This is a genomic window from Streptomyces sp. NPDC052016, assembly GCF_044548445.1.
Lineage (GTDB): Bacteria > Actinomycetota > Actinomycetes > Streptomycetales > Streptomycetaceae > Streptomyces.
Window position 1 is genome coordinate 51869 of sequence record NZ_JBIUBX010000015.1, and the last position, 14886, is coordinate 66754.

11 protein-coding genes and 1 pseudogene are annotated in these 14886 nt (G+C 72.7%); 4 read left to right on the forward strand and 8 right to left on the reverse strand.

Annotation, left to right across the window (positions count from 1 at the left end; all coding sequences use genetic code 11):
* Window positions 1–71: 71 nt before the first annotated feature.
* From ACIHAR_RS19795 to ACIHAR_RS19810, 4 genes and pseudogenes are all read right to left on the reverse strand, one after another.
* Window positions 72–872: a polysaccharide deacetylase family protein gene (locus tag ACIHAR_RS19795; protein ID WP_365456092.1), complete on the reverse strand. Its 801-nt coding sequence runs from the start codon at window positions 870–872 to the stop codon at window positions 72–74.
* A gap of 242 nt (window positions 873–1114) precedes the next feature.
* A pseudogene (locus tag ACIHAR_RS19800) lies at window positions 1115–2101 on the reverse strand (glycosyltransferase family 2 protein); the annotation flags it as partial.
* Window positions 2098–2928 (reverse strand): glycosyltransferase family 2 protein, encoded by an 831-nt coding sequence (locus ACIHAR_RS19805; RefSeq protein WP_400020707.1) that lies wholly within the window; start codon window positions 2926–2928, stop codon window positions 2098–2100. The pseudogene ACIHAR_RS19800 and the gene ACIHAR_RS19805, both read right to left, overlap by 4 nt.
* 555 nt (window positions 2929–3483) lie before the next feature.
* Entirely contained in the window at window positions 3484–4692 is a 1209-nt protein-coding gene (locus ACIHAR_RS19810; protein WP_365456086.1) for a S8 family peptidase, read from the reverse strand.
* Window positions 4693–4999: 307 nt separating this feature from the next.
* Here ACIHAR_RS19810 and ACIHAR_RS19815 point away from each other — a divergent pair, with 307 nt between their 5' ends.
* On the forward strand, window positions 5000–5806 hold the full coding sequence (locus tag ACIHAR_RS19815) for an SGNH/GDSL hydrolase family protein (protein ID WP_365456083.1): 807 nt from the start codon (window positions 5000–5002) through the stop codon (window positions 5804–5806).
* 4 nt (window positions 5807–5810) lie between these two features.
* Here ACIHAR_RS19815 and ACIHAR_RS19820 read toward each other — a convergent pair whose 3' ends face one another.
* The 4 genes from ACIHAR_RS19820 to ACIHAR_RS19835 form a co-directional block, all read right to left on the reverse strand.
* Complete coding sequence (locus ACIHAR_RS19820; protein WP_365456080.1) at window positions 5811–7445, reverse strand: serine/threonine-protein kinase; 1635 nt, start codon at window positions 7443–7445, stop codon at window positions 5811–5813.
* A gap of 46 nt (window positions 7446–7491) precedes the next feature.
* Window positions 7492–9291: a nickel transporter gene (locus tag ACIHAR_RS19825; protein ID WP_400020710.1), complete on the reverse strand. Its 1800-nt coding sequence runs from the start codon at window positions 9289–9291 to the stop codon at window positions 7492–7494.
* On the reverse strand, window positions 9288–11138 hold the full coding sequence (locus tag ACIHAR_RS19830; protein WP_400020712.1) for a tetratricopeptide repeat protein: 1851 nt from the start codon (window positions 11136–11138) through the stop codon (window positions 9288–9290). The genes ACIHAR_RS19825 and ACIHAR_RS19830 overlap by 4 nt, the downstream gene beginning before the upstream one ends.
* A gap of 239 nt (window positions 11139–11377) precedes the next feature.
* The gene (locus tag ACIHAR_RS19835) at window positions 11378–12913 is read right to left on the reverse strand and encodes a DUF4331 domain-containing protein (protein WP_365456071.1); all 1536 of its coding nucleotides are present in this window, start codon (window positions 12911–12913) and stop codon (window positions 11378–11380) included.
* A 205-nt stretch (window positions 12914–13118) separates the two neighbouring features.
* Here ACIHAR_RS19835 and ACIHAR_RS19840 point away from each other — a divergent pair, with 205 nt between their 5' ends.
* The 3 genes from ACIHAR_RS19840 to ACIHAR_RS19850 all read left to right on the forward strand — a co-directional run bounded on the left by ACIHAR_RS19840 (window position 13119) and on the right by ACIHAR_RS19850 (window position 14881).
* Window positions 13119–13661 (forward strand): sigma-70 family RNA polymerase sigma factor, encoded by a 543-nt coding sequence (locus ACIHAR_RS19840; RefSeq protein ID WP_365456068.1) that lies wholly within the window; start codon window positions 13119–13121, stop codon window positions 13659–13661.
* On the forward strand, window positions 13658–14479 hold the full coding sequence (locus tag ACIHAR_RS19845) for an anti-sigma factor domain-containing protein (protein WP_400020715.1): 822 nt from the start codon (window positions 13658–13660) through the stop codon (window positions 14477–14479). The genes ACIHAR_RS19840 and ACIHAR_RS19845 overlap by 4 nt, the downstream gene beginning before the upstream one ends.
* A 126-nt stretch (window positions 14480–14605) precedes the next feature.
* Complete coding sequence (locus tag ACIHAR_RS19850) at window positions 14606–14881, forward strand: hypothetical protein (RefSeq protein WP_400020717.1); 276 nt, start codon at window positions 14606–14608, stop codon at window positions 14879–14881.
* The last annotated feature ends 5 nt before the right edge of the window (window positions 14882–14886 follow it).

Genomic DNA, 14886 nt, shown 5'->3' on the forward strand with positions numbered 1-14886 from the left:
CATCGCCGTCCGGACGCGGCCGGGGCCCGTTCACCCCGGCCGCGCCCGGCGCCTCGGCGCCGCCCGTCCGTTCAGACGACGGCTTCGACGGTCCTGCGGTGGAGCTGCCGGGTCCTGCGGACCACCGCGTACCCCTTGGTCATGGCGCGGTCCCGGGCGAAGGTGCGGGCGATGGCCCGGCCGTCGAGGAGCCGTTCGAACTCCTCGGCGCCCGTGCTGCGCCGTACGGTCACCCGCCGCAGGGCGTACGGGCCCTGGGCGCGGCGGGCGAGGGAGTTGCCGACCGCGAGCGCCTGGGCGAATCCGTTCTCCCGCACCGCCGTGCGCACCCGCCGGTTCGAGTAGCCGTACGGGTAGGCGAACGAGACGGGCAAGGCGCCCAGTTCGTCGGCGACGATGTCCCGGCAGCGGGTCAGCTCGGCGCGCAGGGTGGCGTCGTCGATCTGGTCGAGCTGCGGGTGGGTGTGGCTGTGGCCGCCGATCTCGACGCCCGCGTCGGCCAGTTCGCGCACCTGCCCCCAGTCCAGCATGGTGTCCAGGCCGCCACCGGTGTCGTAGGGGCCCCGGAGCCAGCCGGTGGACACGAACAGCGTGGCCGGGAAGCCGTGCTCGGCCAGCGCGGGGAGGGCGTGGCGGTGCACGCCCTCGTAGCCGTCGTCGAAGGTGATCAGGACCGGCCGGTCGGGCAGCGGCCGGCCGGAGCGCCAACGAGCCGCCAGACCGGCCGTGGTGAGCGGGGTGAGGCCCCGGTCCGCGACCTGCTCCATCTGTTCGGCGAACGCCTCCGGTGTGACCGACAGGGCACGGGTGGCGTCGTTCGGCTCGGCCGAGACCGCGTGGTACATCAGGATCGGAACCCGCGCTTCCGTCATGCGGCGCCCTCCGCTTCCGGGACGTCCCGAGCGGCGCCGACGTCACCCGGGGCGGCCCCGGGGGCGAGGGGCTCGGCCGCCCCGGTCGGCACGTCCGCTCCGCTCGGCCCGGCGTCCGTGCGGGCGGCGGCGGGTGTCGCCCCTCCGTCCCCCCGGTCACTGGCCGCGCGGCCCACGCCCGCGAACGCCGGGCCGCCGGCGGCCGCGGCCCCCGTGACGCGGCCGGTGACCTCCCCGGTCCGCACCACCGAGAACGTCGTCCCGTTGCGCCGGGCCCGTACGCTGCCCACCGCGTAACCGCCGGCGGCGGTCAGGACGCCGGCGACGATCGCGCCCGCGCGGCGGGCTCCGCCGGTACGGCCCAGGAGTTGGTCGCGCAGGCCCCGGGCGACGCCGGCCGGCAGCACCCGGGTGGTGTACCGGCGTTCGGACTCCAGGCCCTTGGCCGCGCCCACGCTGCGGGCGACGAGCGCCTTGGACAGGCCCTCGGCGTAGGTGCGGGTGCGGAAGTAGGCGAAGTGCTCGCGAACCTCGGGCACCTTGTGGTGGATCACCGCACGGTCGTCGACGAGCAGGACCGCGTCGGGGCGGGCGCGGCTGAGCCGGATGCACAGTTCCGTCTCCTCGCCGCCCAGCGGCCGCTTGTCGCCGTCGCGTCCGATGCCGGTGGCGAAGCCGCCCGCGATGTCGAACGCCTCCCGCCGGAACGAGGCGTTGCCGCCGAGGATGTTGCGCACCCGGACCCGGCCGGGCGGCAGGCCCCGGTAGGAGCAGCCCACCACCCAGTCGAACTCCTCGGGGAACCAGCGGGGCCGCCGGCCGGAGGCCCAGACCGGCACCGTCCGGCCGCCGACCGCCATCACCCGCGGGTCGCGGTACGAGTCGGCGAAGCGGCGCAGCCAGTCCCGTTCGGCGACGGCGTCGTCGTCGAGGAAGGCGATGATCCCGCCGTGGGAGGCCGCGATCCCGGTGTTTCGGCCGGCCGAGAGGCCGCGCGGGCCCGCGTTGGGCAGCACCCGTACCTCGCCGGCCTCCTTGTACTCCTTGGCCAGCCGGTCGAGGAGCGCCGGGTTGTGGTCGACGACCAGCAGGGTCTCCAGGGCCGGAAGGGTCTGCGCGCGCACGGAGGCGACGGCCGCGAGGATGTCCTCCCAGCGGTCCTCGGTGTAGACGCAGATGACGACGGAGATGTCCGGGGGGACGTCGTGCGGGGTGCCGTTCGTGCTCAAGACACCTCTCCCCGGACCGTGTCCAGCGCCGGTGAGCGGTGCCCGCGGCGGCGCAGCGCCCGCCGGTTGGACCGCTCCTTGAGGATGACCCGCAGCACCCGCAGCCCGTCGCGCACGGCCCGCAGGTTGCTCACGCCGTGGATGCGCAGGTACTCGTGGCTGGGGATCTCCTGCACCTTCAGTCCGGCCTTGACGACCCGGATGTTCATCAGGGTCTCCACCTCGAAGCCGGTGCAGTCGAGGTCGATCTTGTCCAGGCAGTGCCGCCAGAAGGCGTTGTAGCCGTAGCACAGGTCGGTGTAGCGGGCGCCGAACTTGCGGTTGACGACCGCGCACAGGACCCGGTTGCCCAGCCATCGGATGAAGGTCATGTCGTCGGTGCCGCCGCCGTTGGCGAAGCGGGAGCCCTTGGCGAAGTCCGCGCCGGAGACGAGGGCGGAGACGTACGACACGATCTCGTTGCCGTCGGCCGAGCCGTCGGCGTCGACCATCACGATGATGTCGCCGGTGCAGGCCTCGAAGCCGGTGATCAGGGCGTCGCCCTTGCCGCGGCCCTGCTGCCCGACGACCTTGACCCCGGGCCACAGTTCCCGGGCGACCTCGACGGTGTCGTCGGTGGAGTTGCCGTCGACCAGCACCACTTCGTGGATCCAGTCCGGCAGGGTCTTGAAGACGTACGGAAGGTTCTCGGCCTCGTTCATCGCGGGAATCACGACGCTCACCGGCGGCGCGATGGCCAGGTGAGAGGAGATGGGCCGGTACTTTCCGGCGGTGGACGGAGCCTCGAAATCCTGGCCCGATGTCGCCGGCTGCAGAACGGAGCTCATGAGTCTGGTCCCTCTCGTCCGGTGGACCGCCCCCCCTGGGCGGTCCGGATCCACGTCCGGTTCGAAAGGGGGGTTGGTTCTCACCCACGGCCGCACGGCACGGCGGAAGACCTCTCCGCCCGCCCCGTGGCACGGCATGCCGAAGGACTTCTCCGCGCACGCCGGGTGAGCTGGCATGTCTGGTCGGCTTCCGGAAAACGGCAGCCGACTGCGCGGCACGGCCCGGTCACATACTGCGGTCACCGAGCACGGCACCCCCCTACCGCGCCCCGCGCCGGAACCCTCGCGGTCCTTGAGCCCTCCCCTAGAGCCGCTTACTGACGGTCCGATGCGGGTGAGATGTCTGACGGTATTGACGATTGCGCCCGTATGGCAAGACCTGGAGAGAGACCTCACCTTTTTGTTCGTTTGACCGTTACACAACGGGTCGTCCGGCCGCCAAGACGGACAGGGACGATCAGGGACCCGACAGAAGTGTTCCCCGGAGGCGACCGCGGCCTCCGGGGAACGGGGTTCAACTCACCGCCAGATCAACGGTGTTGAGGGGGAGCAAACTCACGGAACGATCTTCAGCAGGCGGTTCGGGGAGCCGCTGCCCGCGCTGGTGACCTTGCCGGTGGTGGCGCCGTTGACGAGCGCCGTGGCGACCGCGGCCGGGGTGGCCGAGGTGTGGTTCGCCAGGTAGACCGCGGCCGCGCCCGCGACGTGCGGGGTCGCCATCGACGTGCCGGAGATGGTGTTGGTCGCGGTGTCGCTGGTGTGCCAGCCGGCCGTGATGGACGAGCCGGGCGCGAAGATGTCCAGCGCCGAGCCGTAGTTGGAGTAACTGGCCTTCGCGTCGGTGCTCGTGGTGGCGCCGACCGTGATGGCCTCGCTGACGCGGGCCGGGGAGGACGAGGAGGCGGTGGTGCTGCTGTTGCCCGCCGCGACGGCGTAGGTGACGCCGCTGGCTATGGAGCGGCGCACGGCCGCGTCCAGGGTGGTGGAGACGCCGCCGCCGAGGGACATGTTGGCGACCGAGGGGCCGGAGTGGTTCGCCGTCACCCAGTCGATGCCCGCGATGACGCCCGCCGTGGTGCCCGAGCCGCTGTTGTTCAGCACGCGGACCGCCACGATCTTCGCCTTCTTGGCGACGCCGTAGGTCGTCCCCGCGATCGTGGTGGCGACGTGCGTGCCGTGGCCGTTGCCGTCCTGGGCGACGTTGTCGCCGTCGACGGCGTCGTAGCCGTTCGTGGCGCGGCCGCTGATCTGGGAGTGCGTGATGCGGACGCCGGTGTCGATGACGTACGCGGTGACGCCGCTGCCGCCGGAGTCCGGGTAGGTGTAGGTGCCGGAGAGCGGGAGCGAGGTCTGGTCGATGCGGTCCAGGCCCCACGGGGCGTTCGACTGCGTGGTGTCGGCGAGTTGGACGGTCTGGTTCTGCTCGACGGCGGCGACGGCCGGGTCGGCGGCGAGTCTGCGGGCCTCGGCGGCGGAGAGGGTGGCGGTGTAGCCGTTCAGCGCGGCGCCGAACGTCTTCTTCACCGTGCCGCCGTACTCCTTGATCAGGTTCTTGCCCGTCGTCGAGGACGCCTTGAAGCCGGCGTCCTGCTTGAGGGTGACGATGTAGCTGTCCTTGACGGCGGTGGGGGAGCCGGCCGCGAGGACCCTTCCCTCGGCCGGGGCGGCCTGGGCGGGGAGCGCGGTGAGTCCGCCGACCAGGGCGGCGGCCGCCACGGTGGCGGCGGCGGTGACGCGGACCTTGGTGCTGCGAAGGTGTGCCATTACGAGGGAGTCCTCCTCCAGGCGGCGCGCGCCCGGGTGGGGCGCACGTGTGTGGGGGGTGCGCGCGGAGTCGCGCGCACGGCGTCGAGCGTCGCGGCGTTGCGCTCTCGGCCGTTGCAAAGCCTGGGTCAGCTACACACGTAGAGCAAGACAGTTGAAGCATCGTCAACAAACTTGACATGGCCACGTAACAAAGCTGGCGTGATCAATCACGTTACGACAGGAAAAGGCTTGGCATGGACACTTCCCGTCAACACGCGTAGTTGCTACGACGGTTGTGGCAGAGATCCTGCTAAACGGAGGTTCCATGAGACGTTCCCGAATTGCCGTATTCGTCAGTTCCCTCCTCCTGGCCGCCGGTGCCGCCCTCACCGGGGCCGCCTCCGCGCACGGTGCCCAACTCGCCGCCACCGGCGGCTACGTGGCCCTCGGCGACTCCTACTCCTCCGGCGTCGGCGCCGGCAGCTACATCAGCTCCAGCGGCGACTGCAAGCGCAGCACCAAGGCCTACCCGTACCTGTGGAACGCCGCCCACGCCCCGTCGTCGTTCGCCTTCACCGCCTGCTCGGGCGCCCGGACGGGTGATGTCCTTGCGGGCCAGCTCGGTCCGGTCAACTCCTCCACCGCACTGGTCTCCATCACCATCGGCGGCAACGACGCGGGCTTCGCCGACGTCATGACCACCTGCGTGACCAGCTCCGACAGCACGTGCGTGTCCCGCATCAACACCGCCAGGGCGTACGTCGACTCGACCCTCCCCGGCAAACTCGACAGCGTCTACTCGGCGATCCGCACCAAGGCGCCCAACGCCCGCGTCGTCGTCATCGGCTACCCCCGCTTCTACAAGCTCGGCACCACCTGTCTCGGCCTGTCCGAGACCAAGCGCAGCGCCATCAACAACGCCTCCGACCACCTGAACGCGGCGATCGCCCAGCGCGCCGCCGCCCACGGATTCGTCTTCGGCGACGTCCGCACCACCTTCACCGGCCACGAGATCTGCTCCGGCAGCTCCTGGCTGCACAGCGTCAACTGGCTCAACATCGGCGAGTCCTACCACCCGACCGCGCCCGGTCAGTCGGGTGGCTACCTGCCGGTGTTCAACAGCGCCGCCTGAGCCGTCACTCCGAGGGTGACGCGGAGGGGGAGGCCTCGTCCGACGGGGCCTCCGTCTCGCACGTCACCGAGAACGGCACCGAGTTCGACGTGGTCCGCTCCGGCTCACGCACCTCGACGCCGATCGAGTTGCGGTACGTCCCGCTCTCGGCGTACGTCGTCACGGTCACCCGGTCCTGCCGCGACGTCCCGCCGCCCGCCGGGAAGTCGAGCGTCTTCCAGTCCGAGTCCGCGAGCTCCCCGTCCTCCGACACCCACCGGTAGGTCACCTGCGCGGGCAGCCGGCCCACCGTGATGGTCGCCGTGAAGACCGGCACCCCCTCCTCCGGCGGCGGACAGGCTCCGGAGTAGTCCGTGTGCTGCCCGGTGACGGTGACCGCGACCGACTGCGCCGGAGCCTCGCTCGTGGCGCTCTCGCTCGTACTCGGACTCGGACTCGGCGAGGGCCGCTCCTCGCTCCCCGTCTCGCTCGCCTCGGGCGAAGCGGACGGACTGACGCCCTGTGACAGGCTGCTGGTCACACCCCCGCCCGCGCCGTCGTCCCCTTCGTCCCGGTCCAGCAACGCGTATGTCAGCCCGGCGACCGCCAGCGCCAGCGCCGCCACGCCCGCGATCAGCACGCCGGCGGCCCGCCGGTTGCCGCCCGGCTCGGTCCGGGTGGTCGCCGCCGGCCCGGTCCACGAAGGCGGCGCCGCCGGCTGCTGCCGGGCGAGCGGCTCCGTGCCCGCGGTCGACGGCAGGGCCGTGACCGTCGGCGGATACGGCGCCGCCCGGCCGGTGTGGGTGCGCGGGGCGCCTCCCCCGGAGGGGGTACCCCCAGCGGCGACGACCCGCAGGTCCTGCTCGGCCCGGTCGGCGGACAGCCGCTCGGCGGGGTCCTTGCGCAGCAGCCCCTCGATCACCGGAGCGAGCGGACCCGCCCGGCGCGGCGGCGGAAGCTCCTCGTCGACGATCGCGCGCAGGGTGCTCAGCGGAGTGTCCTGACGGAAAGGGGAGTTGCCCTCGACCGCCGCGTACATCAGCACGCCCAGCGACCACAGGTCCGACTCGGGTCCCGGTGTGCGCCCGAGCGCACGCTCCGGCGCGAGGAACTCGGGGGAGCCGATGACCTCACCCGTCATGGTGATCGCGGAGGTGCCCTCGACCGAGGCGATGCCGAAGTCGGTGAGCACGACCCGCCCGTCGTTCGACATCAGCACGTTGGCCGGCTTCACGTCCCGGTGCAGCACCCCCGCCTCGTGCGCCGCCCGCAGCGCGGCCAGCACCTCCGCGCCGATGTGCGCGACCCGCGCCGGATCCAACGGGCCCTCGGCGTCGAGCAGCTCGGCGAGCGAGATGCCCCGCACCAGCTCCATGACGATCCACGGCCGCCCGTCCTGCGTGGCCACGTCGTACACCGTCACCACGTTCCGGTTCGCGACCCGGGCCGCGGCCCAGGCCTCGCGCTCCAGCCTGGCGTACATCCGCTCGACGTCGTCGGCCGGCAGCCCGGCCGGGGCCCGTACCTCCTTGACGGCGACCTCGCGGTGCAGCACCTCGTCGCGGGCCCGCCACACCGTTCCCATACCGCCCTCGCCGAGCGGGGACAGCAGGCGGTAGCGGCCCGCGATCAGACCTTCACGGCCCGGTCCTTCGGACACCGTGCCCCCTTCTTCGCATCCGGGCGAACACCTCCACAAACGTAGCTCAGGCGACGAAGGATGCGGCCCCCTTGAGCACCAGTCCGGCGCCGAGGGCCACGACGACGAGCGCGGACCACAGCGGCACGTTCCGGCGGACCAGCGCCGCCACCGGGTGGGTGGTCCAGCGCGGGCTGCGGTCCAGGAACCGGGCCGCGCCCGACCCCAGCCTGACGACGGCGAACCCGGCGGCGGTGAGGGTGAGCGCGAGGCCGACGCCGTACGCGACGACGAGCAGCAGCCCGAACCAGGCGTGCCCGAGCGCGGCCGCGCCGACGAGCACGACGACGGCGGACGGGCTGGGGACGAGCCCCCCGGCGAAGCCGAGGAGGATCGTGCCGCGGAGGGTGGGTGCGGTGGAGTGGGTGTGGGTGAAGCCGCCGTGGGTGTGGGTGTGGGTGTGGGTGTGGGTGTGACCGTGACGGCCGTGGCCGTGGCCGTGGCCGTGGCCGTGGCCGTGGTCGTGGTCGTGGTCGTGGCTGTGGTCGTGGTCGTGCGCGGGGTCGTGGGGGGTGCCGTGCGCGTGGTCGTGCTCGGGCTCCTGGACGTGCGCGTGGTCCTGGTCGTGGTGGTGGCCGTGGTCATGCTCGTGAGATGTGTGTGCCGCGGAGGCGCCGACGAGGGCGAGCGCACGGGCGGGGGTCTTGGTGTGCTCGTGAGCACGGGTGCGCCCGGGCCCGTGGCCGTGGCCCGGGCTGTGGGCATGGCCGTGGCCGTCGCTGTGCGCGTGGCCGTGGTCGTGGCCGCCGCTGTGCGCGTGGCCGTGGTCGTGGCGGCGGTTGTGCCAGGCCCGGCGGACCAGGGTCGCGCCCGCGCACAGGACGAGGACACCGCTGGCCAGGCCCAGCCAGGCGATCACCGAGGGCGCCGCGGCCGAACCCGCGGTGATCAGGAGGCCGAGGGCGACCACGCCCAGGGTGTGGGTGACGGTGACCGACGCGGCCAGGGGCAGGACGTCCTTCATCCGGGCCCTGCCGCCCCGGGCGGCAGCCGTCGCGGCCATGAGGGTCTTGCCGTGCCCGGGGGCGACCGCGTGCATCGCGCCGAGTCCGACGGCGATCAGCACGGTGAGGGCGGCGAAGCCGACGGTAAGGTCCTGCCGGGCGACCAGGCTGTCCAGGGCCCGTGTCCAGCGGTCGGTACCGCGGGGCAGCACGGAGGCGGCGGGCGCGTCGCGCTCACCCTCCACGAGGGCCGCGCCGCCGGGGCGGATCCGCAGCGACGCGGTGGCGGTGTCGGCGGGAGAGGAGAGCAACTCTTGCGGGTAGTCGGTGAGTTCGCCGGACAGCGACTCGGTCGGTACGTCGGAGGCGGTGAGCGTCATCCGGTCGCCCCGCGCGGTGATCTCCCGCCAGCCCGGCCCGGAGGCGGCGCCCGCGCCCCGGAAGGCGAGGGAGGCCGTCCCGTCCTCGGGCAGCGGGGCCGTCAGCCGGCACTCCACGCGCAGGGTGTCCAGCCCCGCCTGACCGGGGCGTACGACCGCCTCGGCGGCGCCGGCCGTGAGGGCGACGGGACGGCCGTCGACGGTGAGTCCGCTGTCCTCGGCGGCGGTGGCGCAGCGCTGCCGGGCCCACGCGGTGAGGCCGAGCCGCTCGATGTCCGGCTTCGCCTGGGTCGCCGGGATCTCGGCCAGGTCCTCGACGTGGTCGACGCGCAGGTGTCCTGGCGCGGCGACGAGCCCGTCGTAGCGGTTGACGGTGAAGTTGCCCAGGGGGTGCGCGCTCGCGCCGGCGGAAGGGATCAGCACGAGCGCACACCCGGCCGTCAGGACGGCCGCGCAGGAGGCGAACACACGACGGGCTGTCACTTGGCCGCCTCCAGCGTCTTCAGTGCGGTGCGGGCGTCACGGGCGCCCAGCGGGGAGAACCCGGGGTTGAGTTCCAGGGCCGCCGCGAGGTGGGTGCGGGCGTCCTGGGTGTGACCGGTGGCGCGTTCGATGACACCCCGGTGGTAGAGGAAGGCCGCGTTGCGGTAGCCCGTGGCCGTGGCCTGCCGGGCGTAGGGGAGGGCTTCGGCGTCCCTGCCGTTGACGTGCAGGGCCCACGCGAGGGCGTCCGCGGTGTGCACGGTCCGGCGACGGTTCCACTCGGCGCGTGCCGCGCGCAGCGCCGCCGCCTTGTCGCCGTGGTCGGCGGCCGCGAGGGAGGTGTCGAGGTCGGCGTTGACGCCGTTGGCCCGGGCGAGGGCGGTCCAGGCGTCGACGAGTGTGTACTGCGCCTCGGCCTTCGCCGCGTCGCCCTGGGCGCCCCTCGCCTCGTACAGCTCTCCCAGCGCGACGAGCGGGCCGGGGAGCGGGAAGCGGAGGACCACGTCCTCCAATCCCTCGATCGCTTCGGCCCGACGCCCGTCGGCCGCCTGGGCGCGGGCGCGTCCCTCCAGCGCCGGGAGGTAGTCCTCGTCGGCGGCCAGAGCGCGGGCGTAGTGGGTGAGGGCGGTGCTGTGGTCGCCCTGGTTCCAGGCGAGTTGGCCGAGCTGGGTGGCGACGAAGGCGATGTCGCCGGGCGTGGTCGAGGCGGCGAGGGCCTGCTCCAGGACCCGGCGCGCGGTGGTGACGTCTCCGCGCAGCTCGTGGACGTACGCGTACCGCGCGAACACCGGTACGCCGGGGCGCCGTTCGTCGGCGGTCCGCGCGGCCTTCTCCGCCTCGTCGTAGCGGCCGAGCTCGACGAGCGCGTCGATACGGGAGCACAGGGCGCGTTCGCTGTAGGGGTTCTGCCGCAGGGCCTGGTCGGCGTGGTGCAGGGCGCCGTCGAAGTCGTGCCGGGCGGCGGCGAGGGCGGCGAGGCCGGACAGTGCCTGGTCGTTGCCGGTACGCAATTCCAGGGAACGCTCCAGGGCCTTCTCCGCCTGCGGGTAGCGGGAGGGGTCGCCCTTGGTCCGCGCCTGCTCGACGTAGGCCAGTCCGAGCGTGGCCCAGCCGCCGAAGTCCCGTGGCTGGGCGCGGAGATGGGCCTGGAGCGAGGTGATCCCGGCGTCGAGGTCGGCCCCGGCGAGCAGCCCCGGTGAGACCGCGGCGGCCGCGACCACCGGAGTCGCTCCGCCGTCGCGCACGGCCCCGAAGGCGATCGCCCCGGCGGTGAGCGCGACGGCCACCATGGCCGCGCAGGCCCCCAGGTGCAGGGCCCGCCAACGCCGGCCCGCGGCACCCGTACGACGCACGGCGGCGACACGGGCGTCGACCTCGCCGGCGCCGGACGGGGCGCCCGCCGAAACTCCTTCGCCGTCCGCGCGGTCCGGCCCGTCCTGGACGTCCGCGCGGTCCGGCCCGTCCTGGGTGTCCGCGTCGTCCGGCCCGTCCTGGGTGTCGGCGTCGTCCGGCCCGTCCTTGGTGTCCGCGCTCTCCGGCCCATCCTGGCCGTCTTGTGAGGCCCGGATGCTCCCCGGCTCCTCGAAGGTCTCCGTCCCCCGCGCGTCCTCCCGCACGGCCGGTACGCCCTGAGCGTCCTCGACGGCCCGGGCGCCTCGGCGGCCGGCGTCCGCGGTGCGTGGTCCGGTGGTCCGCGGGACGGCGTCTCCGCTGCCGGACGCCTGCGACGACCCGGCCGCCCCGGTCTCGCCCTCCGGCCCGCCGTCGGGCCGGGCGGGGTGCTCGGGGCGCGGCCCGGAGGCCGGGTGCTCGCGCTCCGGTTCGCCGTCGTTCGTACGCGGGGACATGCCCTCTCCTCGGTCGCCTGGGGTGGATCGTCCTGCCGTTGGGGTGGCGCGGCCCGCGCCGTGGGGGAATGGGTACGCGGGCCGCGCCCGTCGGTGGGGGGTGGTGCGGGCCGGGGAGCGCAGGATTCTCCCCGGCCCGGTCCGTGCACCGGCCTGGAAGGCCGGCGGTTCGAGGGCCCGGTGGCCGGTTGCCGGTGGCCCGGCGCCCGGTTGCCCGCCGCCCGGTTGGCCCGGCGGGCCTAGTAAGCCCGGCCCCGCATCCGGCGCCACCACGTCAGGCCGCCGCCGATGAGCAGGATCCCGGCCGCGCCCGCGCCCGCGGAGACGGCGATCAGACCCGTGTTGCCGTCGGTCCAGGAGGAGGCCGGCTGGAGGGCGTCACCGAGCTGGTTGCGGACGTCGTTGCCGCCGCCGGTGCCCTTGGCGAGCGGGCCGCGCGACCCCTCGGTCGGCAGCGCGACGTACGGGAAGGCCTTCTCGAACTCCTTGTCGTTCTTGTCGACCGCGTCGCCCAGGTCGTTCTTGGCGCCGAGCAGTTCACCCTCGACGACCTGGAGCGAGGCGTCGATCACGTCGTCGGTGAGCCGACGGCCGTTCGGGAAGCCCGCGTTGTCGCCGTCGAGCACGCCCAGCCGCTTGGGAGCGGCGGTCGGCTTGATCGAGGTGTTCAGCCGCAGCTCCTCCGACGGCGTCACGTGCGGAGGCTGGTTGAGGCCCTTGACGCCCTTCAGGAACACGTCGACGAGGTCGTTGCGCGGCTCGGCCGGCGCCTTGATCTTGTAGATCGCCTCGATGAGTTTCGGCAGCTCGGGGTTGGTGACGTTCTTCAGGAACCGGGCGTCCTCCCAGGGCGCGGACGCGTTGAACTTGTCCTTGTCCTTGATGGGGTTGACGACCTCGTTCACCAGCGGGTTGCCGAGTCGCGAGACCTGGGAGAAGTAGCCCTGCGCGTTGCGGCGCTGCGTGGTGGACCAGATGCCCACGATCGGCTGGTCGGACGACTCGGTGATCAGGTCGGTCGGCACCTGCAGGGCGATCGAGTTGACGTTGTAGCCCTTGAGCGTGTCGTTGCCGACCTCGGAGAGGTTCCCGCCGTACAGCAGGTCGAAGACGCGCAGGTCCAGGAAGAAGGGGTCGTCGGCCTGGCCGGCGAAGGTCTTCGCGCCGTTGGAGAGCTTGTAGATCGCCTGGTCGCGCAGCTTCTTGTAGTCCGGCATCGACGCCTTGCCCACGTTCGACGGCGCCACCGGTACGTCGTCCGCGAGCTTCGTCTTGTGGAGGACCTTCTGCTTCCTCAGCTTGACCAGCTCGAGGTCGTACGTCTGCGTGACGTTCAGGTCCTTGTCGTCGAGGCTCTCGACGGCCCCGGTGTTGTACAGGAACGTCTTCTTGTTCTTGACGTGCGTCTTGAAGGTGTACCGGAAGAGCAGGTCGCCCTGCGCGTCGCCGTTGTTGTCGATGTGCAGGTCGTACTGCGCGTCCTCGGCGAACGTGAAGAAGTTCGGGCCGCCCGCCGGCTCCTCGAACGGGATCCAGTTGGCGATGATCGTCGTCGAGTCCGGATGGTCCGGGCTCACGAAGGCGTACACGTCCGTGTTGTCGTACTGCGGGGTCCCGGAGATGAGCGGGGCCTCCCGGTGGCTGGAGGCGGCGGCCACCCCCGGTTCCAGCGTGGCGACGCCGGCGGCCGCGAGCCCCCCGGCGGCCAGCGCCCCGCATATGAGGGTCGCGACGCCCCTGCGTCCTGATCCGCTCCTGGAGATAGCTGCTGTCATGCCGTCCGTCCTCTGTGCCAACTTGCCTGACGGACAGTGATACGGAGCGGAGGGCGGGATCGGATTGGTCGCCGTCCAAAAACTTTTTCTTTCCTGTTCACCCGCGTTTCCGGCCTCCGGATCCGTACCTCCTCCGGAGGTGTGTGCGTTGCGAATGCCTGGTAAGACGGGACGGGCCGGGTGCGGCCGCGGGGAGGGGGACCGGATGGAGGCGGACGAGCTGCTGCTGCTCGTGGCGGGCGGCGACCAGAAGGCATTCGAACAGCTCTACGCGCTCGTGTCCGGACCGGTGTTCGGACTGGTCCGGCGGGTGGTGCGGGATCCGGCGCAGTCGGAGGAGGTGTCACAGGAGGTGCTGCTGGAACTCTGGCGCTCCGCCGCGCGGTTCGACCCCGGCCGCGGCAGCGCCCTGTCGTGGATCCTCACCCTCGCCCACCGTCGCGCCGTCGACCGGGTGCGCAGTGTCCGCGCGGCCGGCGAACGCGAGCAGCGCGAGGCCCAGCGCGCCCATCACCCCGCCTTCGACCAGGTGTCGGAGGAGGTCGAGGCGGGACTGGAGCGAGAGTGGGTGCGCCGCTGCCTGGACCGGCTGACGGCCCTGCAACGCCAGTCCGTCACCCTCGCCTACTACGACGGCTACACCTACCGCGAGGTGGCCGAGCGGCTCTCGTTGCCGCTGGGCACGGTCAAGACCCGGATGCGCGACGGACTCACGCGGCTGCGCGACTGCCTGGGAGGTGCCGCATGAGCGTCCTCGGATCGCTGTTCCGCCGGCAGGACCTGCACTCGCTGGCCGCCCCCTACGCCCTCGACGCCCTCGACGCCGACGAACGCCGCCGCTTCGAGAGGCACCTGAGGAGCTGCGACCGCTGCGCCGCCGATGTTCGGGCGCTGTCCGAGGACGCCGTGCGGCTCGCCTGGTCGACGGCCGCCCCGCCGCCGGCCGCGATGCGCGACCGGGTCCTGGCCGCCGTACGGACGACTCCCCAGGAGCCCGCGCACGGGCCGGTGCGGGAGCGCGCGCCACAGCTGCCGCCCCATGTCTGGGGCATACAGCCGCCGCCCGCCCGCACCCGTGCGCCCCGTGCGCGCCGCCCCCTGTTCGTGCCGTTCGCCACGGCGACGGCCGCCGCCGCGCTCGTCGTCGCCTCCCTCTTCGCCGTCCAGGCGAGCCGCACCCAGGAGCAGCTGGACGCCGAGCGTGCCCAGGCACGTGAGATCGCCCACGTTCTCGCAGCTCCGGACGCCCGGGCGGGCAACGGGAAGGACGCGCAGGGCCGCAGCATCGGAGTGATCGCTTCCGCCTCGGCGGGGGAGGCGGTCGTCACGCTGAGCGGATACGGCGAACTGCCCGGCGGGCAGGTGCACCAGCTGTGGGTCATGCGCCCTGGTGCGCAACCGCGCTCCCTAGGCCTCTTCGACGGCGACACGCCCTTGGTCGCGACCGGTCTCGAGCAGTCCTCGACGTCACTCGCTGTGACCGTCGAACCTGACGGAGGCTCACCACAGCCCACTACGCAGCCGGTTGTCCAACTCACCCTGAAATCGGTTGGATTCGGAGAGTAACCGCGGAGGCATCGTCAACACCCTTATGGGGAAGGTGAATCCTGTGACCGCGATACATGCGTGCTCCGACGGGGCGATAGGGTTACCCTGCCCGGGCCGGGTGGACTCGTACGGGTGGGGAGTGACATGGAACAGATAACGATGCGCAGCAGGGCGAGGGTCCCTGCGATCACCTGCGGGAGCAGCGCGACCAGTTCGCGTCTCGACCGCCATCTCTCGGTGCTGGCGGGTCCCGCCATACCGCAGCGGGAGACGATCGAGGCGACTTCACTGATGCGGGAGCTGACGGCGCGTGAGCCCACCCGCAACCGCAGCCCCAGGGGCGCCCGAGTGAGCCGGGTCTCGCTCTTCGCGCCGCTGCGCCGACTGCGCCGTTCGCTGTTCGGCGGCAACAAGCACTGAAGGCC

Bases quoted from the DNA above. Each gene is read 5' to 3' on its own strand.
- ACIHAR_RS19795 (WP_365456092.1), bottom strand. From the start codon at position 872: ATGACGGAAGCGCGGGTTCCGATCCTGATGTACCACGCGGTCTCGGCC.
- ACIHAR_RS19805 (WP_400020707.1), bottom strand. From the start codon at position 2,928: ATGAGCTCCGTTCTGCAGCCGGCGACATCGGGCCAGGATTTCGAGGCT.
- ACIHAR_RS19810 (WP_365456086.1), bottom strand. From the start codon at position 4,692: ATGGCACACCTTCGCAGCACCAAGGTCCGCGTCACCGCCGCCGCCACC.
- ACIHAR_RS19815 (WP_365456083.1), top strand. From the start codon at position 5,000: ATGAGACGTTCCCGAATTGCCGTATTCGTCAGTTCCCTCCTCCTGGCC.
- ACIHAR_RS19830 (WP_400020712.1), bottom strand. From the start codon at position 11,138: ATGTCCCCGCGTACGAACGACGGCGAACCGGAGCGCGAGCACCCGGCC.
- ACIHAR_RS19835 (WP_365456071.1), bottom strand. From the start codon at position 12,913: ATGACAGCAGCTATCTCCAGGAGCGGATCAGGACGCAGGGGCGTCGCG.
- ACIHAR_RS19840 (WP_365456068.1), top strand. From the start codon at position 13,119: ATGGAGGCGGACGAGCTGCTGCTGCTCGTGGCGGGCGGCGACCAGAAG.
- ACIHAR_RS19845 (WP_400020715.1), top strand. From the start codon at position 13,658: ATGAGCGTCCTCGGATCGCTGTTCCGCCGGCAGGACCTGCACTCGCTG.
- ACIHAR_RS19850 (WP_400020717.1), top strand. From the start codon at position 14,606: ATGGAACAGATAACGATGCGCAGCAGGGCGAGGGTCCCTGCGATCACC.